The sequence below is a fragment of the Salmonella sp. A29-2 genome (assembly GCF_020150755.1).
GTDB lineage: Bacteria > Pseudomonadota > Gammaproteobacteria > Enterobacterales > Enterobacteriaceae > Salmonella > Salmonella enterica.
In genome coordinates, this window is record NZ_CP083731.1 from 2,096,457 (window position 1) to 2,120,750 (window position 24,294).

22 protein-coding genes are annotated in these 24,294 nt (G+C 54.2%); 5 read left to right on the forward strand and 17 right to left on the reverse strand.

Features of this window, described 5'->3' with window-relative positions; all coding sequences use genetic code 11:
* Positions 1-58 precede the first annotated feature (58 nt).
* Together dsbB and nhaB are read right to left on the reverse strand one after the other, a co-directional pair.
* The gene (gene dsbB / locus K8W53_RS10260; RefSeq protein WP_000943475.1) at positions 59-589 is read right to left on the reverse strand and encodes a disulfide bond formation protein DsbB; all 531 of its coding nucleotides are present in this window, start codon (positions 587-589) and stop codon (positions 59-61) included.
* 141 nt (positions 590-730) lie between these two features.
* A complete protein-coding gene (gene nhaB / locus K8W53_RS10265) occupies positions 731-2,275 on the reverse strand; it encodes a Na(+)/H(+) antiporter NhaB (protein ID WP_000406438.1) in 1,545 nt (514 codons plus the stop codon).
* 219 nt (positions 2,276-2,494) lie between these two features.
* Here nhaB and fadR point away from each other — a divergent pair, with 219 nt between their 5' ends.
* Complete coding sequence (gene fadR, locus K8W53_RS10270) at positions 2,495-3,214, forward strand: fatty acid metabolism transcriptional regulator FadR (protein ID WP_000234826.1); 720 nt, start codon at positions 2,495-2,497, stop codon at positions 3,212-3,214.
* Between the two features lie 46 nt (positions 3,215-3,260).
* On the opposite strand, the gene K8W53_RS10275 is transcribed toward fadR, so the two are convergent.
* Entirely contained in the window at positions 3,261-4,793 is a 1,533-nt protein-coding gene (locus K8W53_RS10275) for a SpoVR family protein (protein WP_023223761.1), read from the reverse strand.
* Positions 4,794-5,115: 322 nt separating this feature from the next.
* On the opposite strand from K8W53_RS10275, the gene K8W53_RS10280 reads away from it, so the two are divergent.
* Together K8W53_RS10280 and dadX are read left to right on the forward strand one after the other, a co-directional pair.
* On the forward strand, positions 5,116-6,414 hold the full coding sequence (locus K8W53_RS10280; protein ID WP_001266935.1) for a D-amino acid dehydrogenase: 1,299 nt from the start codon (positions 5,116-5,118) through the stop codon (positions 6,412-6,414).
* 13 nt (positions 6,415-6,427) lie between these two features.
* On the forward strand, positions 6,428-7,498 hold the full coding sequence (gene dadX / locus K8W53_RS10285; RefSeq protein ID WP_023223762.1) for a catabolic alanine racemase DadX: 1,071 nt from the start codon (positions 6,428-6,430) through the stop codon (positions 7,496-7,498).
* 61 nt (positions 7,499-7,559) lie between these two features.
* On the opposite strand, the gene K8W53_RS10290 is transcribed toward dadX, so the two are convergent.
* Together K8W53_RS10290 and ldcA are read right to left on the reverse strand one after the other, a co-directional pair.
* Positions 7,560-9,293 carry a potassium/proton antiporter gene (locus tag K8W53_RS10290; RefSeq protein WP_000338376.1) on the reverse strand — a complete coding sequence of 578 codons (1,734 nt, stop codon included), beginning with the start codon at positions 9,291-9,293 and terminating at the stop codon, positions 7,560-7,562.
* A 96-nt stretch (positions 9,294-9,389) separates the two neighbouring features.
* On the reverse strand, positions 9,390-10,304 hold the full coding sequence (gene ldcA / locus K8W53_RS10295) for a muramoyltetrapeptide carboxypeptidase (RefSeq protein ID WP_023205581.1): 915 nt from the start codon (positions 10,302-10,304) through the stop codon (positions 9,390-9,392).
* Positions 10,305-10,474: 170 nt separating this feature from the next.
* On the opposite strand from ldcA, the gene emtA reads away from it, so the two are divergent.
* A complete protein-coding gene (emtA, locus tag K8W53_RS10300; RefSeq protein WP_000776974.1) occupies positions 10,475-11,086 on the forward strand; it encodes a membrane-bound lytic murein transglycosylase EmtA in 612 nt (203 codons plus the stop codon).
* A 13-nt stretch (positions 11,087-11,099) separates the two neighbouring features.
* Here the strand turns inward: emtA and ycgR are convergent, their stop codons facing one another.
* Positions 11,100-11,834, reverse strand: a complete 735-nt coding sequence (gene ycgR, locus K8W53_RS10305; RefSeq protein ID WP_000017418.1) for a flagellar brake protein YcgR — start codon at positions 11,832-11,834, stop codon at positions 11,100-11,102.
* 168 nt (positions 11,835-12,002) lie between these two features.
* Here ycgR and K8W53_RS10310 point away from each other — a divergent pair, with 168 nt between their 5' ends.
* On the forward strand, positions 12,003-12,257 hold the full coding sequence (locus tag K8W53_RS10310; RefSeq protein WP_000511323.1) for a GlsB/YeaQ/YmgE family stress response membrane protein: 255 nt from the start codon (positions 12,003-12,005) through the stop codon (positions 12,255-12,257).
* Between the two features lie 62 nt (positions 12,258-12,319).
* On the opposite strand, the gene K8W53_RS10315 is transcribed toward K8W53_RS10310, so the two are convergent.
* From K8W53_RS10315 to hyaA, 11 genes are all read right to left on the reverse strand, one after another.
* The gene (locus K8W53_RS10315) at positions 12,320-14,032 is read right to left on the reverse strand and encodes an alpha,alpha-trehalase (RefSeq protein ID WP_000612829.1); all 1,713 of its coding nucleotides are present in this window, start codon (positions 14,030-14,032) and stop codon (positions 12,320-12,322) included.
* Between the two features lie 213 nt (positions 14,033-14,245).
* Positions 14,246-15,520: a Glu/Leu/Phe/Val family dehydrogenase gene (locus K8W53_RS10320; protein ID WP_001526439.1), complete on the reverse strand. Its 1,275-nt coding sequence runs from the start codon at positions 15,518-15,520 to the stop codon at positions 14,246-14,248.
* A gap of 394 nt (positions 15,521-15,914) precedes the next feature.
* Positions 15,915-16,004, reverse strand: coding sequence for a cytochrome bd-II oxidase subunit CbdX (gene cbdX, locus K8W53_RS10325; RefSeq protein WP_000270301.1), 90 nt, complete (start codon positions 16,002-16,004; stop codon positions 15,915-15,917).
* Between the two features lie 12 nt (positions 16,005-16,016).
* Positions 16,017-17,153, reverse strand: a complete 1,137-nt coding sequence (gene appB, locus K8W53_RS10330) for a cytochrome d ubiquinol oxidase subunit II (protein ID WP_000888110.1) — start codon at positions 17,151-17,153, stop codon at positions 16,017-16,019.
* 11 nt (positions 17,154-17,164) lie between these two features.
* Positions 17,165-18,709, reverse strand: a complete 1,545-nt coding sequence (gene appC / locus K8W53_RS10335; protein ID WP_000263613.1) for a cytochrome bd-II oxidase subunit 1 — start codon at positions 18,707-18,709, stop codon at positions 17,165-17,167.
* A gap of 74 nt (positions 18,710-18,783) precedes the next feature.
* Entirely contained in the window at positions 18,784-19,632 is an 849-nt protein-coding gene (locus tag K8W53_RS10340) for a hydrogenase expression/formation protein (RefSeq protein ID WP_023224936.1), read from the reverse strand.
* Positions 19,629-20,033, reverse strand: coding sequence for a hydrogenase-1 operon protein HyaE (gene hyaE / locus K8W53_RS10345; protein WP_001262580.1), 405 nt, complete (start codon positions 20,031-20,033; stop codon positions 19,629-19,631). The genes K8W53_RS10340 and hyaE overlap by 4 nt, the downstream gene beginning before the upstream one ends.
* On the reverse strand, positions 20,023-20,619 hold the full coding sequence (gene hyaD, locus K8W53_RS10350; RefSeq protein ID WP_000993806.1) for a hydrogenase 1 maturation protease: 597 nt from the start codon (positions 20,617-20,619) through the stop codon (positions 20,023-20,025). Before hyaD ends, hyaE begins: the two co-directional genes overlap by 11 nt.
* On the reverse strand, positions 20,616-21,347 hold the full coding sequence (gene hyaC, locus K8W53_RS10355; protein WP_000147036.1) for a Ni/Fe-hydrogenase b-type cytochrome subunit: 732 nt from the start codon (positions 21,345-21,347) through the stop codon (positions 20,616-20,618). Before hyaC ends, hyaD begins: the two co-directional genes overlap by 4 nt.
* 18 nt (positions 21,348-21,365) lie before the next feature.
* Positions 21,366-23,159, reverse strand: a complete 1,794-nt coding sequence (gene hyaB, locus K8W53_RS10360) for a Ni/Fe-hydrogenase large subunit (RefSeq protein WP_052939400.1) — start codon at positions 23,157-23,159, stop codon at positions 21,366-21,368.
* Positions 23,156-24,274, reverse strand: coding sequence for a hydrogenase 1 small subunit (gene hyaA / locus K8W53_RS10365; protein ID WP_001058307.1), 1,119 nt, complete (start codon positions 24,272-24,274; stop codon positions 23,156-23,158). Before hyaA ends, hyaB begins: the two co-directional genes overlap by 4 nt.
* Positions 24,275-24,294 lie beyond the last annotated feature (20 nt).

A 24,294-nucleotide genomic window follows, 5' to 3' on the forward strand; every position in this document is an offset into this window, starting at 1 on the left:
TTAATCACTGGCAAACAACGCTTCGGGCAAAAAAAACGCTCCCGAAGGAGCGTGTGTATCAACGACCGAACAGGTCGCGTTTTTTAGGCTTAAATGCCTGGGCTATGACGACGGCTATCGCCACTACAAGATAAGCGGCAAAGATCCCCAACAGCCATTGCGGCATCTCCAGCGTTAAAAACGACCACTGGCGTTCGGCGCAATCACCGGATGCCACAAACACCTGCGGCAGCCATTTACCCAACGGCAACCAGTCTGGAAAGCGCGCCATAAAGTCACAGGTCATGAACGGCGAGGGATGCAACTGAATCATCGTATGTTCATACGCCAGTTGTAGACCCCGCCAGGCGCTGTAAATCCAGATAACCATCGCCACGTATCGCAGCGGCGTTTTCGGCGCTATTGCGCCGACCAGACCCGCGCCCATCACGCCAAACAGGGCGCAACGTTCGTAAATACATAGCACGCAAGGTTTAAGTAACATGACGTGCTGGAACCACAGCGCCACCATTTCCAGCGCCAGGGCGGTAAACGCCATCAGTAACCATGCGCCCCGACCCCGTGAGCACTGGTTTAAAAATCGCAACATAATAATTTCCCTGCAACATGCGTAGAGACCGCAGTGTAAACCAATTCAATTCGTGCGCCACTAGCGGGAAATGAAATAATGTGTAATTGGATAATTATCAGGCAAAAATCGGAGCCGGGCGGTGTATTGCCCGGCCAAACGTTACGAAAGCGTTGCTAACCATCCTGCCTGAGTCATCCATTCGGTGGCCGGCGCAAGAGTGAATTCGACGCACAGTAGCCCTATCAGGGTCAGTACGATAGTGTACGGTAACGCCATCCAGACCATACGGCCATAGGAGAGACGGATTAACGGCGCCAGCGCGGAGGTCAGCAGGAATAAGAATGCCGCCTGACCATTTGGCGTCGCTACCGATGGCAGGTTAGTACCGGTATTGATGGCCACAGCTAGCAGCTCAAACTGTTTTAAGCTGATTGCGCCGTTTTCCATTGCCGCCTTCGCTTCGTTGATATAAATGGTGCCGACAAAGACGTTATCTGAGATGGAAGACAACAGGCCGTTAAAGAGATAGAACAGCGTTAGCTGCGCGTGTTCAGAGGCTTGCAAGACGAACTGAATAATCGGCGCGAAAAGATGTTGATCGATAATAACCGCCACAATGGAGAAGAAAACGGTTAACAGCGCAGTAAACGGCAGCGACTCGGTAAACGCTTTGCCGATGGCGTGTTCATCGGTTACACCCGTTAACGCGGTGGCCAGAATAATGACCGACAGACCAATCAGTCCCACCTCCGCGAGATGGAGGGCGAGGGCGGTAACCAGCCAGACGCCAATAACCGCCTGGACTATTAGTTTAATTTTATCCTGGCGGGTGCGCTTCTTACGGCTTTGATCGTCGAATTGCTGTAAAACGTCGCGGACTTTTTCGGGCAACGTTTCGCCATAGCCAAACCAGCGCATTTTCTCGACCAGCATACAGGTTAACAGTCCACATACCAGTACCGGGACGGTGACAGGCGACATCCGCAAAAAGAAGTCGCCGAAATGCCAGCCAGCCGCTTTAGCGATGATCAGGTTTTGCGGCTCCCCGACCATGGTCATGACGCCGCCCAGCGCCGTCCCCACGCCTGCATGCATCATCAGACTACGCAAGAATCCGCGGAATTGCTCCAGCACCGTTTTGTAATGCGGATCGATATGGCTGTCGTCCAGCATATCGTTCTCTTCGCCGCGCGATGAGGCCACACGATGGTAAATCCCGTAAAAACCGACGGCGACGCTGATCACCACCGCAACGACGGTAAGCGCGTCAAGGAAAGCCGACAAGAATGCGGCGGCGACGCAAAAGGCCAGCGACAGAACCATCTTCGAGCGGATACTGAGTAACAGACGGGTAAAAATAAACAGCAATAACTGCTTCATAAAGTAGATGCCTGCCACCATAAACATCAGCAGCAGCAAGACTTCCAGGTTAGCGGCAACCTCTTCACGTACATGGGCGGCGCTGGTCATACCGATGATAACGGCTTCAATGGCCAGTAACCCGCCGGGCAGCAGGGGGTAACACTTTAACGCCATCGCCAGAGTGAAGATAAACTCTGCCACCAGCAGCCAACCGGCAATAAAGGGATTAGCTAAGAAAATGAATGGGTTAACAATTAAAAAGACAAGTAGTGCCAGTTTGTACCAGTCGGGCGACTGGCCTAAAAAGTTGCGCCACATGGCGCGACCCCATGAGATCTCCATGAAATTTTTCCTTACCTAGAAAAATGAAATAGCGTTTTTATGTTTAAACACAGAGAGTAGCGAGCGCGACGAATGCAAGCAAGTCCTTAACGATATTGGCAGGCGATATCAGAAATGGTGCCTTGATCCCCTTTTTCTTCATTGCGTCCGCTATCAGGTGTTACGCCCGTCTGGTATGATGAGTACAACTATGTTTTGCTGTGTAATGGAAATCTCACTATGGTCATTAAGGCGCAGAGCCCGGCGGGTTTCGCGGAAGAGTATATTATTGAAAGTATCTGGAATAACCGCTTTCCTCCTGGCACGATCTTACCGGCAGAACGAGAACTCTCCGAACTGATCGGCGTGACGCGCACGACATTACGCGAGGTGTTACAGCGGCTGGCGAGAGATGGCTGGCTGACCATTCAGCATGGCAAACCGACAAAGGTTAATAATTTTTGGGAAACGTCAGGGCTGAATATCCTTGAAACGCTGGCCCGCCTTGATCATGAAAGCGTTCCGCAACTGATCGACAATTTGTTGTCGGTGCGTACCAATATTTCTACTATCTTTATTCGTACCGCGTTGCGTCAACACCCGGATAAGGCGCAGGAAGTGCTGGCCACTGCCCACGAAGTGGCCGACCATGCCGATGCATTCGCCGATCTGGACTATAACATCTTTCGTGGTCTGGCATTTGCCTCCGGCAATCCTATTTACGGCTTGATCCTGAACGGCATGAAAGGGTTATACACCCGCATTGGTCGCCACTATTTCGCCAATCCGGAAGCGCGCAGTCTGGCACTGGGTTTCTATCATAAATTATCGTCGTTATGCGAGCAGGGCGCGCACGACCAGGTGTATGAAACGGTGCGGCGTTACGGGCATGACAGCGGCGAGATTTGGCATCGGATGCAGAAAAATCTGCCCGGCGATTTAGCGATTCAGGGACGATAATCCCGCGATGCCCGGTAGGCGCAAACACTACCGGGCAGCATCTCGATTACAGCGTGTTCATGCGCGGCGGACAACGCTCCAGCAGTTCTACGCTGCCATCCTCATTTTGTTGCTCCAGCATCACATCAAAGCCCCATAACCGATGCACATGTTTCAGCACCTCTTTGCGGCCTTTATCCAGCGGCGCGCGGTTATGCGGGATATAACGCAACGTCAGCGATCTGTCGCCGCGTAAATCCACATTCCAGACCTGAATATTCGGCTCCAGGTTGCTCAGATTATACTGTGACGACAGTTTTGATCGAATCTCCCGATAACCTTCTTCGTTATGAATGGCGGAGATCTCCAGATAATTATGCCTGTCATCATCAAGTACCGTGAAGAAACGGAAATCACGCATCACTTTTGGCGACAGGAACTGACTGATAAAGCTTTCATCTTTAAAATCGCGCATGGCGAAGTGCAGCGTTTCCAGCCAGTCGGAACCGGCAATATCCGGAAACCAGTATTTATCTTCATCCGTGGGCGACTGACAAATACGTTTGATATCCTGGAACATGGCAAAGCCGAGCGCATAGGGGTTAATTCCGCTATACCAGGGGCTATTATAGGGCGGCTGAAATACGACATTGGTATGGCTGTGTAAAAACTCCAGCATAAAGCGTTCCGTCACTTTGCCTTCATCATACAGATGGTTCAGGATGGTGTAGTGCCAGAAGGTCGCCCAGCCCTCGTTCATGACCTGCGTCTGTTTCTGCGGATAAAAATACTGGCTGACTTTACGCACGATGCGCAGAATTTCGCGCTGCCACGGCTCGAGCAACGGGGCGTTTTTCTCCATAAAATAGAGCAGGTTTTCCTGCGGTTCAGCAGGAAAGCGGCGTGCTTCGGCGACAGTTTTTTCTTCCTCGCGTTTTGGCAGCGTGCGCCACAGCATATTCACCTGGCTTTGTAGATACTCTTCCCGGCTTTTTTGTCGCGCTTTCTCTTCCTGCAACGAGATTTTCTGCGGGCGCTTATAGCGATCGACGCCGTAATTCATCAGCGCGTGGCAGGAGTCGAGCAGTTTTTCTACTTCATCCACTCCGTAGCATTCTTCACAGCGGGTAATGTAATTCCGGGCGAAAATCAGGTAATCGACGATAGAGCTGGCATCCGTCCAGCTCCGGAAGAGATAATTATTTTTAAAAAAGGAGTTGTGGCCGTAACAGGCGTGCGCCATGACCAGCGCCTGCATGGTGATGGTGTTTTCTTCCATCAGGTAGGCAATGCAGGGATTAGAGTTGATCACAATTTCATAAGCCAGTCCTTGTTGACCATGCTTATACAGACGTTCCGTCTCAATGAACTTTTTGCCAAACGACCAGTGCGGATAGTTGATCGGCATCCCGACGCTGGAGTAGGCGTCCATCATCTGTTCGGAAGTGATGACTTCAATTTGGTGCGGGTAAGTATCCAGTTGGTAGAGTTTCGCCACGCGGTCTATCTCTGCCAGATAGACATCCAGCAGATCAAATGTCCAGTCGGGTCCATCGCTCAAACGTGTGGTGTCCTTATTCATGGAATCAATCGTTGCCATTCGCGCACCCTCATTGTTGGCGACGCTCTCTGTATGGAGCGCCTCCTTTCAAGCATAGAACACCATGTTAAAAAACGACTTGATCGTGAAAACTTTTCTTTGCGATTTCCTCCAATCTGAACGGCAAAAAAACGGGTATTGGCATCATTTTATGCTGCATAGCCATGCCGCGTAGCAGGAGATCCCAAACCAGTGGGATCGCTTGTCTTTAGGGTATATGTGAAGCACGTCACCATAAAAAAGTCATATGTTGAATAATATTTTCATCTGGGTTATCAAGATGTAATCAGAAGATTGTTCTTTTACTATTAACGGAGTGGCTATGCGAGTTGTCATCCTGGGGAGTGGCGTAGTTGGCGTGACCAGCGCCTGGTATTTGAGTCAGGCGGGGCATGATGTCACCGTCATCGATCGCGAATCCGGCCCGGCGCAAGAAACCAGCGCGGCGAATGCCGGACAAATTTCACCGGGATATGCGGCGCCCTGGGCGGCCCCTGGCGTACCGCTGAAGGCGATAAAATGGATGTTCCAGCGCCATGCGCCGCTGGCGGTGCGTCTGGATGGCACCCCGTTTCAACTGAAGTGGATGTGGCAAATGCTGCGTAACTGCGATACCCGGCATTATATGGAAAATAAAGGCCGCATGGTGCGTCTGGCGGAATATAGTCGCGACTGTCTGAAAACGCTACGCGCCGCGACCGGTATCGAATATGAAGGCCGCCAGGGGGGAACGCTGCAACTCTTCCGCACCGCGCAACAGTATGAGAACGCCACCCGTGATATCGCCGTACTGGAAGATGCCGGGGTGCCGTATCAGCTCCTGGAAGCCAGCCGACTGGCGGAAGTTGAACCCGCTCTGGCTGAGGTTGCGCATAAATTAACCGGCGGACTGCGCTTACCGAATGATGAAACCGGGGACTGTCAGCTCTTTACCCAGCGTCTGGCGCGCATGGCGGAGCAGGCGGGCGTAACCTTTCGCTTTAATACTCCCGTGGAAAAATTACTGTACGAAAATGATCAGATTTACGGCGTGAAATGCGCCGATGAGATCATTAAAGCAGATGCGTATGTCATGGCGTTTGGATCGTATTCGACGGCGATGCTTAAAGGCATTGTTGATATCCCGGTGTATCCGCTGAAAGGCTATTCATTAACCATCCCAATCGTCGAGCCAGACGGCGCGCCGGTATCAACGATTCTTGATGAAACCTACAAAATCGCTATTACGCGTTTTGATAAGCGTATTCGCGTGGGGGGAATGGCGGAAATCGTGGGCTTTAATACCGACTTACTGCAACCGCGCCGCGAGACGCTGGAGATGGTTGTGCGCGATCTCTTTCCGCGCGGCGGTCATATTGAGCAGGCCACATTCTGGACCGGCCTGCGCCCCATGACGCCAGACGGCACGCCGGTAGTAGGACGCACCCGTTATAAAAATCTGTGGCTTAATACTGGACACGGCACGTTAGGCTGGACGATGGCCTGCGGTTCAGGCCAGTTGTTAAGCGATATCTTGTCGGGTCGTACGCCAGCGATACCCTACGACGATCTGAGCGTGGCGCGATACCGTTCCGATTTTACGCCCACCCGCCCGCAACGTTTGCATAGCGCGCATAACTGATAAAGGAAGTGAAATGACCCGCCCTATACAGGCCAGCCTTGATTTACAGGTAATGAAACAAAATTTGGCTATTGTGCGCCGGGCGGCCCCAGAGGCGCGCGTCTGGTCGGTAGTGAAAGCCAACGCCTACGGCCACGGTATTGAACGCGTCTGGAGCGCGCTGGGCGCCACAGATGGTTTCGCTATGCTCAACCTTGAAGAGGCGATTACCCTGCGTGAGCGCGGGTGGAAAGGGCCGATATTGATGCTGGAGGGGTTTTTCCATGCGCAAGACCTGGAGGCGTATGACACTTATCGGCTGACCACCTGCATCCACAATAACTGGCAGTTGAAAGCGCTGCAAAATGCGCGGCTTAACGCGCCGCTGGATATCTATGTCAAAGTCAACAGCGGCATGAACCGACTCGGTTTTCAGCCTGAGCGGGCGCAAACCGTCTGGCAGCAGTTGCGGGCAATGCGCAATGTCGGTGAAATGACCCTGATGTCACATTTTGCTCAGGCCGATCATCCGGAAGGTATCGGGGAGGCGATGAGGCGTATTGCGCTGGCGACAGAAGGCCTGCAGTGTGCATACTCGTTATCAAATTCGGCAGCGACGCTGTGGCATCCCCAGGCGCATTATGACTGGGTCAGGCCGGGCATTATTTTGTACGGCGCGTCGCCGTCAGGACAGTGGCGGGATATTGCCGATACCGGACTAAAACCCGTGATGACGCTGAGTAGCGAAATTATTGGCGTGCAGACGCTGAGCGCGGGTGAAAGGGTAGGCTATGGCGGAGGGTATTCTGTGACTCAGGAACAACGCATTGGCATCGTCGCGGCGGGTTATGCCGATGGCTATCCACGCCATGCGCCGACCGGGACGCCTGTGCTGGTGGACGGTATCCGTACCAGAACAGTAGGCACCGTTTCAATGGATATGCTGGCGGTGGATTTGACGCCGTGTCCGCAGGCGGGAATCGGCACGCCGGTTGAATTATGGGGCAAAGAAATTAAGGTCGATGATGTCGCCTCTGCGGCAGGCACGCTGGGCTATGAGCTACTGTGCGCCGTAGCGCCGCGCGTGCCGTTTGTGACAACGTAACCTGACTCAGGCTAAGGCGTCGACCGGTCCACCGGGGGCGGGTCGACGTTGTCCGACGACCTTATTCTGCTTCGTCTTCGGCGACGCGTACCCCAATCTTGCGTACCACGTTATCTTCTTTTTCAGCTACCGTCCAAATCATGCCGCCAAACTCCACCTGATCGCCGACGACCGGCGCAGCGCCCAGCAGCTGCTGTATGATTTCACCCAGGGTTTGTTGTTTATCCCGGTATTCCGTTCCTTCTTCCAGCCCGTAGATAAGCGCCACGTCGGCGAATTTCGCATTCGCTTCGAGGATAAAATCGCCAAAGAAACGCTGATCTAACGAAACCGGCGGCGACTGGCTAAACAATTTGCCCAGCGCTGGCAGATCGCGCTCCCGGCCAATCACGCAGAGTACGTCGCCTTCCTGCAGGCGAGTGCTACCCGTGGGGTGAAACAGTTCATTATTGCGAAATAGCGCGGCAATGCGGGTTTCGTTCGGCATATGCAGGTCGCGCAACGCCGCGCCGACGCACCATTTGTCGGCGCTCAACTGATAGATGAATTGTTCCCACGGATTATCAGGATGGATGTCAAGCCCCACGCGCGATACTGGCCAGCCAACCGGAGGCACGACCACTTTGGCTCTCTTCGCCGCCCATGACAGCGATGTTCCCTGCAGGAGCAGCGACACCAGTACCACAAAGAAAGCGACATTAAAGAACAGGCGAGCGTTTTCAAGCCCGGCCATCATCGGGAAAACGGCGAGAATAATCGGCACCGCGCCGCGCAGTCCGACCCAACTGATGAAAATGCGCTCCCGAAGATTGAAGCCGCGAAATGGCAGCAGGCCGGTAAACACCGACAGTGGGCGGGCGAAGAAAATCATCCAGATGGAGAGAATAAGCGCAGGGACGGCAATCGGCCACAGATCGGAAGGCGTCACCAGCAGCCCCAGAACCAGGAACATCGCGATCTGCGCCAGCCAGGCTAGTCCGTCAAAGTTTTGCAGGATGCCGTAACGGTTGCGAATCGGACGGTTTCCTAACAGGAATCCGCACAGATAGACCGCGAGAATGCCGCTGCCTTCAAGCGCGGTCGTCAAAGCAAAAATCAGAATACCGCCGCTGAGCGCCAACATCGGATACAGGCCGCTGGGCAGAGAAATACGGTTGATCATCTGCTGTAGCAGGTAACCGCCGCCCAGGCCAAAAACAATACCGAGACCGAACTGCTGGATAATATGGACGGCAAACATCCAGTCCAGACCGGTTTCATGTTTCTGGATCATCTCAATTAATGTAATGGTCAGAAAAACGGCCATCGGGTCGTTACTTCCCGATTCGATCTCCAGCGTGGAGCCTACACGTTCGTTTAGCCCTTTGCCGCCAAGCAGAGAAAAGACCGCCGCGGCGTCAGTGGAACCGACTATCGCGCCGATAAGCAGACCTTCGATAAGATCCAGATGAAACAGCCAGGCGGCCATCATACCTGTTAACCCCGACGTGATCAGCACGCCGAGCGTCGCCAGCGACAGCGCGGGGCCCAGCGCTACCCGGAAAGAGCTGGCCTGGGTGCGCATGCCGCCATCGAGTAAAATAATCGCCAGCGCCAGGTTACTGACCATATAAGCGAAAGGATAATTATCGAAAGGAATACCGCCAATGCCATCCACACCCGCTAACATCCCAATGGCGAGAAAAATGACCAGAATCGGGATACCCAGTCGCGATGAGAATGAACTTAACAGGATACTGCTGGTTACAAGGATGGAACCTAAAATAAATAGACTAATAATTGTTGCAGCATCCAACGTTTTATATCTCCTGACTCACACGACTTCGTATTATTTAACATTAACATAATAACGGCCAGGGCAGCGTTTTACTTAGCCTGTCGGGGACTTTTTTTACAATTGCAGCGTAGGATGTCCAGATAAAGTGAGTTGAGTCCCCTGGCGCGTATTTTTAAGCGTCGCGTTTGCCCCGATAGGGAGCGTCACCGTACGCTGTTCATGCCCGAAGTCGAGACCGGTAATCAGCGGAACGGACAGACGGGAACGTAAAAACGCGTAGACGCTCTCCAGAGAATAGCCGGCGTCATACTCGTTGGGCGCCGCGCCGCTAAAGCTGCCGAGAACGATGGCGCTCTGGCGGTTTAAAATTCCGGCGTACTCCAGTTGCAAAAGCATACGCTCCACCCGGAAAGGATGCTCATTGACATCTTCCAGCACTAAAATTCCTTTATCGATAGTCGGCATCCAGGGCGTACCGATAAGGGAAATCAACATCGCCAGATTTCCGCCCCATAAGGTGCCCTGTACGTCGCACTGAGGGCCGTCGCCTTGCCACTCTACGGTAAATTGCGCCTTGCGTAGCGCCAGCCAGAAATGTTGCTCGGTGAACGTATTCAGCGTTTCGGCGCCAAAATTTGCCGCCAGCATAGGACCGCTAAAGGTGATGACATTGGCCTGCGTCAGGAGTCCAGCCTGAATCGCCGTAAAATCGCTATGACCGCAAATCAGTAAGGGATCACGCTGTTGCCGGGAGGCGAGCGCCTGCCAGTCGATACGATCCAGCAAGCGGCTGGCGCCATAGCCGCCGCGAACAGGCATGACAATCGTATCCGGCGAAGTTAGCGAGGCCAGCGAATTAACATCGGCCAGCCGTTCCGCGTCCGTACCGGCAAAACGCTGATAGCGGCGACGAATCACCTCGTCATTCTCCACCTGATGACCCGCGTCAGTCAGGCGCTGAACGCCGCGTAACGCGGCCTGTTGGTTAATACAGTAGCCCGAGGGGGCGATTAAATGAAACAGAGACATGGTAATTCCTTGCTGACAATAGAATGCAAATGTATATCATGCCGCATATATTAGGCGATGTCCCTCGTTGTGCGACGTTTCTGGATGCGCACCAGGGAGGCAACCTAAGTACCTGACCGGGGCGGTATAACCTCTTCGGCAGATAAGTTACGGCTATAAGGATAGATGACGTGAAATTAAGATGGTTTGCTTTTTTGGTAGTAATACTGGCTGGCTGTAGCTCAAAACAGGATTACAGGAATCCGCCGTGGAATGCCGAAGTGCCTGTAAAGCGTGCGATGCAGTGGATGCCCATCAGTGAAAAAGCCGGGGCGGCATGGGGGGTTGATCCGCATTTAATCACCGCGATTATCGCCATTGAATCCGGCGGCAACCCTAACGCGGTCAGTAAGTCCAATGCGATTGGCCTGATGCAGTTAAAGGCGTCGACCTCCGGGCGCGACGTTTACCGTCGTATGGGCTGGCGTGGCGAACCGACCACCAGCGAGCTGAAAAACCCTGAGCGTAACATCTCAATGGGCGCGGCGTATCTGAGCATTCTGGAAAATGGGCCGCTGGCCGGCATCAAAGATCCGCAGGTGATGCAATATGCGCTGGTCGTCTCTTATGCTAACGGCGCAGGCGCGTTATTGCGTACTTTTTCATCCGACAGGAAGAAGGCGATAGAAAAAATTAACGATCTGGATGCGGACGAGTTTTTTGAGCATGTTGTTGATAATCATCCCGCGCCGCAGGCACCGCGCTATATCTGGAAGCTTCAGCAGGCGCTGGACGCCATGTAGTTTAGTGTGAAGATTATTCTCGCACTTTATTCGCTCTTTCTCGGGCCTCGCGCTCAAGCGAAAAAATAATCCGCTGCAACTCCCGCTCCACCGCCGGGCTAACGTTAAGGAAACGAAAGCTCAGGCGGGGAGTGGTGATCGTTTCATTTTTCCCATCAATCACCTTACGCTCGCTGATGGCGATAAGCTGGGCGTCAACGTGAAGAATCCCCCATGGCCCCATGTTCAGTTCAACCTGCGAAAAGCGCGCGCCTTCGATTAGTCCGTCGGGGATGGCGGATTCCAGTAGCGCGCCCATGCCGCCCAGGGAAAGATCAAACAGGCGAAAACGTAACGTACGGGTGTCCGGTAGCGTGGTGACGCCGTAATAAGGTGGATACAGCGGCGCGCCAATACGAAAATACTCCCGGCGCTGGACAAACCACAGTGACGACGGCAGGGGCGTGATAAAGGCCGGCAGCCGCTGATATTCACCTGTAACGAGTTGCGGCAACGTGAACTCGACTTTTGCGCCCTGCGTTTCTGCGATAATGGCTACCTGCCCGGCACGTAATACGGCGCTATTTTCGTATTCCTGGCTGCCGTAATCCACGATGAGTTTTTCCGGGTCTACCGCCAAAATTTTACTGATGAATTGACCATGCGCCCATGAAATACGCAGTGGAACCTGATTTTTATTTAAATCCCGTAGCACGCCTAATATCGCTAATGGATTTTTTTTCAGGAACTGCTCATTGTAACCACTCACACGAAATAACCCCTGATACGCAGACTATCGTTGGGTTATCGGCATCAGTAGAAAGAACTTAATAGCGATAAATAAATTTTTATGTCCGCGAGATAAATCAGTGTTCAGAAATGCGACGCTCGACTTTGCCTATACTTAAAACGTTTTTACTGGAAAGAGGGTTCGCAAATGGGAATTATCGCCTGGATTGTTTTTGGTTTGATTGCCGGCGTTATCGCCAAATTGCTTATGCCGGGGCGTGATGGCGGGGGATTTATCCTGACCTGTATTCTCGGTATTGTCGGGGCGGTCGTTGGCGGATGGTTGGCGACGATGTTTGGTATTGGCGGCAGTATCAGCGGCTTTAATCTGCACAGTTTCCTGGTCGCCGTGGTGGGCGCGATCGTGGTGCTGGTGATTTTCCGCCTTCTGCGACGCGGCTAACCGCTGCAAAACGTGTAAGCGTTGACCCGGTCAGCGCCGGGTCAACCTACTATAAACACGCGTTACTGCGTCGCTGCAGACGGCGTTTTTGTCGGCGTTGCGCTTAACGATGCCGGACGAGTAGACGGTACGCTATCGCACGGTTTTTCCTGCGGACAAATCAGATCGAGCATTTTCAGCGTCACGCCGTTGGTCCAGCCAAAGCCGTCCTGAAGGGGATATTCGCCGCCGCCACCGCCGGTTCCGGTACTGCTGACGTCATATTTTTCGACCAGTTTTTTCTCGCGATCGTAGGTGTGCTGCACATTGGTTAAAAAGCGCCAGGTGACTTCCATTGCCACGTCATCCTGCCCATAATTTTGCAATCCTTCGGCAGCGACCCATTGTAACGGCGCCCAGCCATTTGGCGCATCCCACTGCTGTCCGCTTTTAACCGAGGTGGTAGCCAGCCCGCCAGGCTGTAGCAGATGCGCCTGGGCCGCCGCTGCCACTTTCGCGGCGCGATCTTTCGCGGCGGCGTTTACATAGAGCGGGAACAGCGCGGCAGCGGTGAGTTGGTCACGGATTTTATTGTTCTGCAGATCGTAGTCGGCATACCACCCCTCTTTGTTATTCCACAGATGCATTTCAATGGCTTTTTGCCGCGCGTTGGCCAGCGCGTCATATTGCGAGGCTTTGGCCCGATCGCCCGCCGCAGCGCTGGCGCGGGCGAGGGTTTTCTCCAGCTGATACAGCAGAGCGTTAAGATCGACAGGGACAATCGTGGTGGTACGAATGGTACTGAGCTGCTGCGGATTATCCATCCAGCGGGAGCTGAAATCCCAGCCGGAGGCGGCGGCAGATCGGAGGTCTCGATAGATCTCCGTTGCCGGGCGGTTGGGGTTGCTTTTGGCGGTAGCGATATCTTCAACCCAGGATTCAGGGCGGGGGGTATCCCGATCGTCCCAGTAGCGGTTGAGAACGCTGCCGTCTTCCAGTTTGACGACGCGTTGGTTTTGTTGTCCTGGCTGCAATGTCTCAACGCCCTCCATCCAGTAGGCGTACTCTTTTTGCAGTTGCGGCAGGTATTCTTTCAGCGCATCGTCACCTTCATGTTGCGCCAGTAACTCAACCATAAACGCAAAGAAAGGCGGCTGCGAACGACTCAGGTAGTAGGTACGGTTGCCGTTAGGAATATGCCCCCAGGCGTCAATTTCGTAACCAAAGTTCGCTACCATATCCGCCACCTTATCCCAGTGCCCGCTTTCCGCCAGCCCCAGCATCGTAAAATAGCTGTCCCAGTAGTAAATCTCTCTGAATCGCCCACCCGGCACGACATAGGATTCAGGCAACGGCAAGAGCGAGTCCCACTTTTCGACGTTTTTAGTTGAACGGGTCAGCACCGGCCACAGGCCATCAATATGTTCACGCAATGACTGCCCGGCAGGCGGGACATATTTTTCACCCGCTTTCGGCAGGGTGAAGTTAACATCAACAAAATGACGCAAATCGAAGCCGGACTGGTTCCGCTGCATACGATAATCCGCAAGAATCATGAGCGGATCGCTATTAGGTATGGCGTCAGCAAAGGTTTTCTGATCGGGGAAGAGTTTTGCATTCTGGACATCATTAAAGAGCGGGCCAAGCAAAATATCCGGCGGCTGCGGAGTTTCAGTGTCGGAAGACGGGTCTGCGGCAGTCGCCGAAAACGATGCAAACGTCAGCAGCGTTCCTGCCAGCGCCAGTTTTATGGCTTTCTGCAGTAGAACAGAACGGCGAATCTCTGGGGGTATCATCAAGTTATCTCCTTAGCGGTGAGCCAAAGCCAACGGCATTTACCATGACAAAACCTTAGTCTACGATGACCAGATACGCGTGATTGAACCGCTATTTTGCGAACAAACAGACATTTTATTGAGACAGAATTTATCGGCGCGCGCGTGGAAAACGGGGGATACAGACAAAAAATCCACGCCGGGACGTGGATTTTAGCGTAATGATTTGTCGCCTTAACCCGGATAGATACCGCGATCTTTACGGGCCAACAGAATGCGCTCGCAGGCGACAATATAGGCTGCGGTGCGCAGAGAACAGGATTTCTCAGCCGCTTTCTCCCAGACATGGACGATCGCGTCGGTCATGATTTTGTCCATGCGCGCGTTGATCTCTTCTTCGCTCCAGAAAAAGCTGGCCATATCTTGTACCCATTCGAAGTAGCTGACGGTTACGCCGCCTGCGTTACAGACCACGTCAGGCACCACAAGGATACCACGGCTGGCCAGAACATCATCAGCATCCGGATAGGTCGGGCCGTTAGCCCCTTCCAGCACCAGCTTACACGTCAGGGCTTCCGCGCGCTGACGAGTTATCTGGCCTTCAAGCGCCGCCGGGATCAGAATATCCATCTCCAGACGCCAGAACGCATCGCTGGCGATAGTTTCCGCGCCCGGGAAACCGGCAATCTGTTTGTGTTCTGTCTGCCATGCCGTGAGCGCTTTCATGTCAATACCGGTGGCGTTAAACAGCGTCGCGGTATGATCCTGAATCGCCACGACACGGGCGCCAGCGCCTGCAAACAGACGCGCGGCTTCGCTGCCGACGTTACCAAAACCCTGAACCGCAACGCGAGCGCCTTCAACGGCGATATTCGCCCGACGCGCGGCTTCCAGCCCGCTGACGAAAACGCCGCGCCCCGTCGCTTTTTCACGGCCCAGCGAACCGCCAAGATGGATAGGCTTACCGGTGACGACGCCAGTGACCGTCGTGCCATGATTCATGGAATACGTATCCATCATCCAGGCCATCACTTTACCGTTGGTGCCGACATCCGGCGCAGGAATATCTTTCTGCGGCCCGATGATAATGCCGATCTCGCTGGTATAGCGGCGGGTCAAACGCTCCAGTTCACCTTCCGACAGCGAGAACGGATCGACGCGGATGCCGCCTTTGGCGCCGCCGTATGGCAGATTCAGCGCGGCACATTTGATGGTCATCCATGCTGACAGGGCCATCACTTCATTGAGATCAACGTCAGGATGGTAGCGAACACCGCCTTTACCCGGACCTCGGGAGAGGTTGTGCTGCACGCGATATCCTTCGAAATGACGAATAGTGCCATCATCCATTTGTACCGGAATATCGACGATCAGAGCGCGTTTTGGGTGGCGCAGAGTATCCACCCAGGGGGATAACTCGCCCAGATAAGGGGCCACACGCTCGATTTGTTGCAGGTAGGTATTCCAGGCAGATGTGCTGCTATCTGAAGCGTAAGATAACTTATCCATGATAAACCTTAGTGATAAAAGTAATATGTTCTTTAATTGACCGTGGTACATAGTAGATCACACCATGTAGCGATAAATTTAACACTTTTTTAAACAATTAACTCAGATCAAAAATGGCAGGCAGTTGGATTTTCGTTATGATTTTGGATGAGAAGTGGTTAACTATCCGATATAAGAGGTGATATATTACTAATTATGCAATTAATTGCTTAAATATGCGTGATATGTGCAAGGCGGCTATTTGTCATAATTATGACGCACCTCTAAAAGTAAACATTATGATAACGACATGTATCAATGTTATGTCGTCCTGTCGGCGGGGAAACGTCTTCACCAGGCGCGTAAAAAGATAAAAATAACCGGAGTCAGACGGCGCTGACCCCGGTTTACCTCTTTATTGTTGACGCGACTCAAGCCACACCAGCGCCAGTGTCGACAGTGAGCACATCAGCAGAATGCCGACAAACCACAGTAAATACCACATCGCTTCCGCTCCCTAATAAAGTTCATGATCGTTGCGGCGGAGGGTCTCCAGGTTGATACGCCCCAACATTTTGTAATAGCTCCACAGCGTATAGAGCAGTACGATCGGCAGAAAAATCAGCACAATCACCAGCATGATTTCGAGCGTCATCTGGCTGGAGGTGCTGTCCCACACCGTCAGGCTGGAGAGAGGACTAACACTCGACGGCATCACAAAAGGAAATAGCGTTATGCCGGCGGTAAAGATGACGCAGGCCTGGGTCAGGGAAGCGAACAGAAATCCACGAATAGTCTGACCGCGAAGGCAGGCATAGAAAGCCAGAATCGGCAGGATCATACCGAGCAACGGGATGATGAGCAGTAGCGGCGAGCGTATAAAGTGGTTCATCCATGCGCCAGGGAGTATCGCCACGCCTTTTAAGAGCGGATTGGAAGGGCCGTTGGCATCCTGCGTGAGTAAGACAAAGCCATCAACGCCGGCCCACAGCCAGTAACCGGCCAGCAGGAAGCAGATCACGATCAGCAGCGCGCTGTGGCGGGTGGCCGACAGAGCCCGTTGACGAATAACGCCCTCCGTTTTCAACTGTAACCAGACGCCTCCTTGCATAATCACCAACGACAGACTCAATAATCCACACAGTAGGGCAAAGGGCGAGAGTAACTGCCAGAAGGTGCCAAAATAGTCAACATGAAGCTGCGGCGTGAAGGCAAACGGCACGCCTAAAAACAGGTTGCCGAACGCGATACCGAATACGACTGGGGGAACCAGGCTGCCGATAACCAGACCGGTATCCCACAGCGCGCGCCAGCGGGCATTGGCGATTTTTCCCCGATAATCAAAGGCCAGCGGGCGAAAGAAGAGGGCACACAGCACCAGGATCATCGCCACATAAAAACCGGAAAACGCGGCGGCATAGACCCGTGGCCAGGCGGCGAATAATGCCCCGCCCGCGAGAATCAACCATACCTGGTTTCCTTCCCAGTGGGCGCCGACGCTATTGATCAACACCCGGCGTTCGTCATCGTTGCGCGCTATCAGCGGGAGCAGGCAACCGACACCCATATCAAACCCGTCAGTTACCATAAATGCCACCAGGATGACGCCGATCAGCAGCCACCAAATGAACCGCAACGTTTCATAATCCAACATGATTGTCTCCTTTATCCCTGTTGTTGCGCTTGTTGTTGATGTTGCATGGCGCTCGGCCCAAGACGCGCGTACTTCTGCATCAGATAGACTTCCGCGATTAAAAACAGGGTGTAAAGTCCGAGGATAAGCCCCATTGAGAACGCCAACTGGCCCGGCGTCAGCGCGGAGTGAGCGTACCAGGTCGGCAGAATGTCCTGAATCGCCCAGGGCTGACGGCCAAACTCCGTCATAAACCAACCGGCTTCAATGGCAATCCACGGTAACGGCAGGCTCCACAGCGTCATACGCAATACCCAGCGATGCTGGTCGATACGCATTCGCAGCGTCTGTATCAACGCAATCAACATCACCACTAACAGCAGCGAACCGCAGCCGACCATAATACGGAAACTCCAGAACACCGGCGCCACCTGAGGAATAGCGCCACGCTGGGCCGCACGATACTGCTCCGGCGTCACATGGTTCATATCCGGGGCATATTTCGCCAGCAGAATGCCGTACCCCAGATCGCCCTCAACGGCGTGAAACGCATTCAGTACCTGCGGCGAGCGATTGCCTTGCGCTATCTCCTGCATGAGTAGCCAGGCCTCCCGGCCACGCTTCAGGCGCGGCAGAGCGTCGTCCATCAGGTTTTTTAACCCCGGAACCGGCGTATCCAGCGAATGGGTGGCCAGAATACCCAGCAGAGCAGGGATCTTCACGGCAAATGCATTACGCTCCTGTTCCTGCTGCGGCCAGGCAATCAGATGAAACGGCGCGGGCGCGGGTTCGGTTTGCCATTCGCCTTCCATCGCAGCCAGTTTCACCGGCTGAATTTGGGCGACTTCGTAGGCCGAACTGTCCCCCAGTTGCAGGGTTCCCAGAATGGCCAGGGTGCCGAATACTGAGCCGATAGCAAACGAGCGCAAGGCCACCTCACGCTCGCGGCCACGTAGCAGATACCAGGCGCTAATGGACATAATAAACATGGCGCCGGTGACATAACCGGACATGACGGTATGGACGAATTTCACCTGGCTCACCGGGTTAAAGACCAGATCGCTGAAGCTGCTCATTTCCATCCGTAATGTATCGATGTTGAAATGAGCGCCGGTAGGATACTGCATCCAGCCATTGGCATTCAGAATCCATAATGCTGAAATATTGGAGCCGAAGGCCACCAGCCAGGTGACCAGCAGGTGTTGGTATTTATTCAGCCGCTGCCAGCCGAAAAAGAACAGGCCGACAAAAGTGGATTCGAGAAAGAAGGCCAGTAACGCTTCCATCGCCAGCGGCGCGCCGAAGATATCGCCCACATAGTTGGAATAGAGCGACCAGTTAGTCCCGAACTGAAACTCCATGGTCAGGCCGGTAGCCACACCGAGAGCAAAATTGATCCCGAAGAGCTTGCCCCAGAAACGCGTCATATCGCGGTAGACGGTTTTCCCCGTCACCACATAGATCGTCTCCATGACGGCCAGCAAAAAAATCAGCCCAAGCGTAAGAGGAACAAATAAAAAGTGATACAGCGCGGTCAGCGCAAACTGCCAGCGCGATAAGTCAATGACATCCCACATGCTAACTCCTGTAGGCAGAAAGAGAGTAAAAAGCTAATCAGTACCGGACACCGGTGACGTTCCTGTTGAGAGCGCTAGCGCGTCTCCAGCCATCGGCAGACTTCATCCAGGCGCTGGCGCGAATCGGCCAGATCTTCCGGGGCCGCCAGTACCAGCTCCGGCAAAGGACAAATCTCATAGCTATCGAGCAATGGCCCTTTAAGGGCATCCAGACAGCGCACATGCCAGAGATGGCGCAATGCTGTGGCGTTGATTTGGCTTTCGCCATACCCGGAGATGCGAATCTGGATGTTCCCGTGTCCGCATAAACGCGCCAGAAAAAGGCGATCGGCCTCGCTGAGCGGCAGTTGGGTCAAATTGATGCTGTGAGGTTGCAACGCCGGATCGCGTACGTGCGCCAATAATTCATGGGCCAGCGGCAGTCCATTCATCAGACCAGCGACAGGCGGAGGCAGCAGAGAGTCGTCAGGCAGCGTATCGGCGGTAGCCGCTTGCCATAATGTCAGGGGCGCGCTACCCGCTTCCAGACGATCCGTCAGCAGACGTCGGTTATGCAGATGGCGTACCCGCCACAGGCCGCAGAAGATGGCCTCCTGGATCTCGCTTTCACTCCCGTCCGGATGCTGAATGCGTACCGAGACTTCGCCTTCGCCCAATAGCGTATTGAGGAATGAGAGATCATCGGCATTCAGGGGAGATAACTCCCATCCCAGCACGTCGCCGACTTCCGGAATGCGCCGGGCAAGCTGACCTCGCAGATCGGTCAACAATGCCATCACCGCCGGGCTGTGAGCGCAGCGCTCCAGCGCCGCCATACTTGGGTCGCCATTGACCTGACAGGTGAGCGGTAAGGGATTCATCGAGAAACTGGCGTCATCAGGCTGCGTACCTGGCCCCAGCAGATGAAAAAAGGCGTTGCTCATTGTACTGTCTCCTGCGCTGCGGGAGTGTCAACCATCGAACGCATCAGCGTGAGCAGTTCAGCCCAAGGATGAATGCCGCTGAGCGCGCCGCGTAGCTCGCCGTCTGTAAAAACCAACGTCGCCGGAAACCGACGCACATTAAAGCGATCGCCGATAGCTTCGCTTTGTTCAAGGTCGGCCACCGCCACCTGCCAGTCAAACTGCGGGAACTCACGCAGGAGTTCGGCAATCATCACCGGGTTATCGCTGACTTCCGGCGTACGCCGCGGATCGCTACTTAACAGGATGACGCCATCTCCAACCCGTTTGATCCAGTCGTCTACCGTGGAAGCCTCTACCGGTTGCCATCCACGGGTTAACAGGCGTTGCCATAGCGCAGAGAACGGGGTGTCATTCGCCACTTCTTTTGCCCTCCAGACGTGTCTGATACTGACGTATGCGCACTCCCTCATAATTTTCCATCGACAGGCATTTATAGTTCAGGCAGCGTGCGACCTCGTTTGCCTGCGGTACGATCCCCCAGGCGGCCAGTTGCGCCAGGGCGGCCTGTTCCGCCGCCGGTAGCTGGTCGCGAGCTATTTCGCTCAGGCTACCGCCATAGTCGTCCAGTTGCGCCGGTTGCAGACCGACCAGCGCTATGTGACAGGGCAGATGCCCGCGGATGTCGGCCAGCGCCAGAACTTCGGAAAAACTGTTTTGATGCAGACTCATTTTTTTGGCGCTGAGATACGCGGGGATTTTCTCGCCGGCATAGGTTCGCAGGCTGCCCGGCGCCAGGCCGTAATCGATCGCGTCAAGGAGCAGGAGATGGCTGGCTTGCTCTACATAACCTAACAGGTTTAGTCCTTGCGTACCGCCGTCCACAATTTCTACCTCTTCAGGCCAGTGATATCGGGCATACAAACGCTCCGCGACCCGGATACCGAATCCTTCATCGGCCCACAGCAGGTTTCCTAACCCCATCACCACTACGCGTTGCGCATTCATGAGGGCTCCTTGTCGTGCGGTTTGGGGAATTTGTGGCTGCGATAGCCATTGATCATGGTGGAGATCACCGTATCGTCGGACATAATGTCTTCCCGGATAGCAAGGTAAACGTGCCCGACGATGAAGGCGGCGATTAGCCACATGCCCAGTCGGTGCCAACTGTGAATATCGATGGAGTTGCCGCCGGTCCAGTAGAAAAATTCAACCACATAGCGGAACGGCGCAAAGATGGCGTACTGGCTATGCTCGCCAAACAGAGCGAAACCGGTGAGGATCATAAATACCGACAACAGGAAATAGCCGAACATCGCGGCCTGCGCGACAGGGTTATGTCCGATGTCGCTCCCCGGTTTTTTCTCCAGAAACAGATACCAGCGGACCACGGTGAAAGCGCCTTGCCACCAACTACGACGCCAGACCGGGACGATAAACAGCTCTCGTGAATAGCGGTTGCCGACACAGGCCCAATAAATTCGCCCCAGCAGTAACACGGTAAAGATCATCGCGGCGGCAAAGTGGATCAGCCGGATATAGCCCATGTAAAACAGATAGGTCGCCTCGCCACTCACCGAGGGCAGCGGTCGGCCAATAAAGTAGCCTGTTACCATCAGTACCAACATGCAGGCCACCGTTAGCCAATGCCACAGGCGTACCGGCGCTTCAAACACATAGTGGCTGACGGCAGTATCACGCGCCTCCCCGACGCGTGGAGATAGCTTTCCAGTCATCGTTCTTTTCCTTAACGCTTAGCGTACCTGGACGGCAATCAGTTCGCTGCCGTCGTCGCCGAGCACGTGGGTTGAGCAGGCGAGGCAGGGGTCGAAGCTGTGCAGCGTCCTCAGGATTTCTAACGGTTGGTCGGGAATCGCCATTTGCGTTCCCATCAATGCCGCTTCATAGGCGCCGATCTGTTTTTTAGGATCGCGCGGGCTGGCGTTCCAGGTGGTGGGAACCACGCACTGATAGAGTTCAATCTTCTGATCGCGTATTGACGCCCAGTGTCCCAACGCTCCACGAGGCGCTTCGGTAAAACCGATGCCGCGGCAGTGCTGCGGCCAACTGACCGGTTCCCATTTCTCGGTATTGGCGGTGGCCAGGTCGCCGTTTTTCAGGTTGGTCATAAGCCTGTCGAAAAAATACTGCAGCTTACCGACGGCCCATTGCGCTTCGTGCGCGCGGCATAAAATACGACCAAGCGTAGACTGGATACCGGAGAGCGGCAGTTTAAGGGCGGACATCATGCGATCTACCGACTCTATGGTGGCGGCATCCCCTTTGTGGTACGCGATAAGCGTTCGGGCAAGCGGGCCGACTTCCATGGCATGACCCCGCCAGCGCGGCGCTTTAATCCAGGAGTAACGTTCCTGCTCGTTGAGCTGCTGGATATGCGTATCGCTGCCTTTGACATCACCCGGGTTGTACCAGGGATCGGTAATGCCGTCAAAAGGATGACGACCCAGCCGATCGTCCGGATAGCGGTACCAGGCGTGATCCACAAACTCCTGTATCTGCTGCGGATCGGCCAAATCTACCGGCATGACATTTTTAAAATCGCCATTGACCACCGCGCCGCCCGGCATTAACAGGCTTTGCTGGCTGAAGTCGTTGGCAATGTCCGGAAATGCGCCGTAACTCAGCACGCATTTATCCGACAGACCGGTGCCAATTTGACTCCATGCTTTATTGAACTGGCCGATAGCCAGCGCGTCCGGAACCATCACGTTGTTAATGAAGTCGGCGGTGCGGGTGATGATCGACTGTACCAGGTTGAGGCGCTCCATATTGATAGCCCCGACCGCGCCGCTTTGATCGAGATTGATCGCGCACGGCATCCCGCCGACGATCCAGTTAGGATGGGGGTTCTTACCGCCAAATATGGTATGGATTTTGACGATCTCTCGCTGGAAGTCGAGGGCTTCAAGATAGTGGGCAAAACCCATCAGATTAGCCTCTGGCGACAATTTGTACTGTGGATGTCCCCAATAGCCGTTACGGAATATCCCAAGCTGGCCGCCATCGACAAATTTCTTTAATCGATTTTGTACGTCAAAGAAGTAGCCCGGCGATGACATCGGCCAGGTGGAAAGGCTTTGCGCCAACTGCGAGGTGGCGCGCGGATCGGCTTTCAGCGCATTCAGAACATCAATCCAGTCCATACCGGCTAACTGATAAAAATGGACCAGATGATCGTGACACCACAACGTAGCCAGCATGATGTTACGTATAATATTGGCGTTATCCGGCACCTGGATACCAATCGCATCTTCGATAGCGTACACCGATGCCAGAGCATGTACCCCGGTACATACACCACAAATACGTTCAACAAACGCCCAGGCGTCACGCGGGTCACGGCCTTGCAGAATGATCTCCAGCCCGCGGAACATTGTGCCGCAGGAAACGGCATTGGTAATGACGTTTTGCTCATCAATGTTCACTTCGCAGCGCATATGCCCTTCGATGCGGGTAATCGGGTCCACGATCAGACGACGGCCGGCGTCGTTAACGGTATAACCCTGGGTTTGATACTGGTTACTCATGCCTGTTTATCCTCATTGTCCGGCTGTTGTTCGGCTTGCGCTAACTGTTGTTTGTGGCGTTTACGTTGGTTGAGCGCGCTGGCGACAGCGTGACCGCCAACGCCCGCCGCGACCACGCCCAGCGCGGTCAGCCCCACCGTATCGGCGGTTGAATGGGTACCCATCTGGGGAATATCCACCACGCGGCTATAAAACGAGCCGCGATCCCAGAAACCATTTTCTGAACATCCCAGACATCCGTGACCGGACTGGATAGGAAAGGAGACGCCGTCATTCCAGCGTGTGGAGGAGCAGGCGTTATAGGTGGTTGGCCCTTTACAGCCCATCTTGTACAGGCAGTATCCCTTGCGGGCGGCGGCGTCATCCCAGCTCTCGACAAATTCACCGGCGTCAAAATGGGCGCGGCGGTAGCATTTATCGTGGATACGCTGACCGTAGAACATTAGTGGACGGCCCATGCGATCGAGCTCCGGCAGACGATCAAACGTCACCATATAGGTGATAATGGCGCTCATGACATCCGGGATTGGCGGACATCCTGGAACCTTCACGATCGGCTTGTCGGTGATCACTTTATCGATAGGCGTTGCCTGGGTTGGATTGGGGCGGGCGGCCTGGACGCAACCCCAGGAGGCGCAGTTTCCCCAGGCGATAATAGCGCTGGCGCCCGCAGCGGCTTTCTTCAGTTTTTCAATAAACGGGCGACCGCCGCTGATACAGAACATCCCTTGTTCTCCTAACGGCGGATTGCCTTCCACCGCCAGAATGTATTTCCCGGCGTAGCGAGTGGTAATATCGTCAAAGACTTCTTCGGCCTGTGCGCCGGCGGCGGCCATCAGGGTGTCGTCATAATCGAGGGAAATCAGCGAGAGGATCACATCTTTGGCTAGCGGGTGCGAGGAACGGATAAAGGATTCGGTACAGCAGGTGCATTCCAGTCCATGAATCCAGACCACCGGAATCCGCGGTTTATTCTCCAGCGCCCAGGCGATCTTTGGCGTCATTCCGGCGCCCAGTCCCAGCGATGTGGCGGCAAGGCTACAGAATTTGAGAAAGCTGCGTCGGGTCACTCCCTTACGACGCATGGCTTGATAAAAGGTCTCCTCGTTATTCATAACGCGTATTTTTTCTCCTT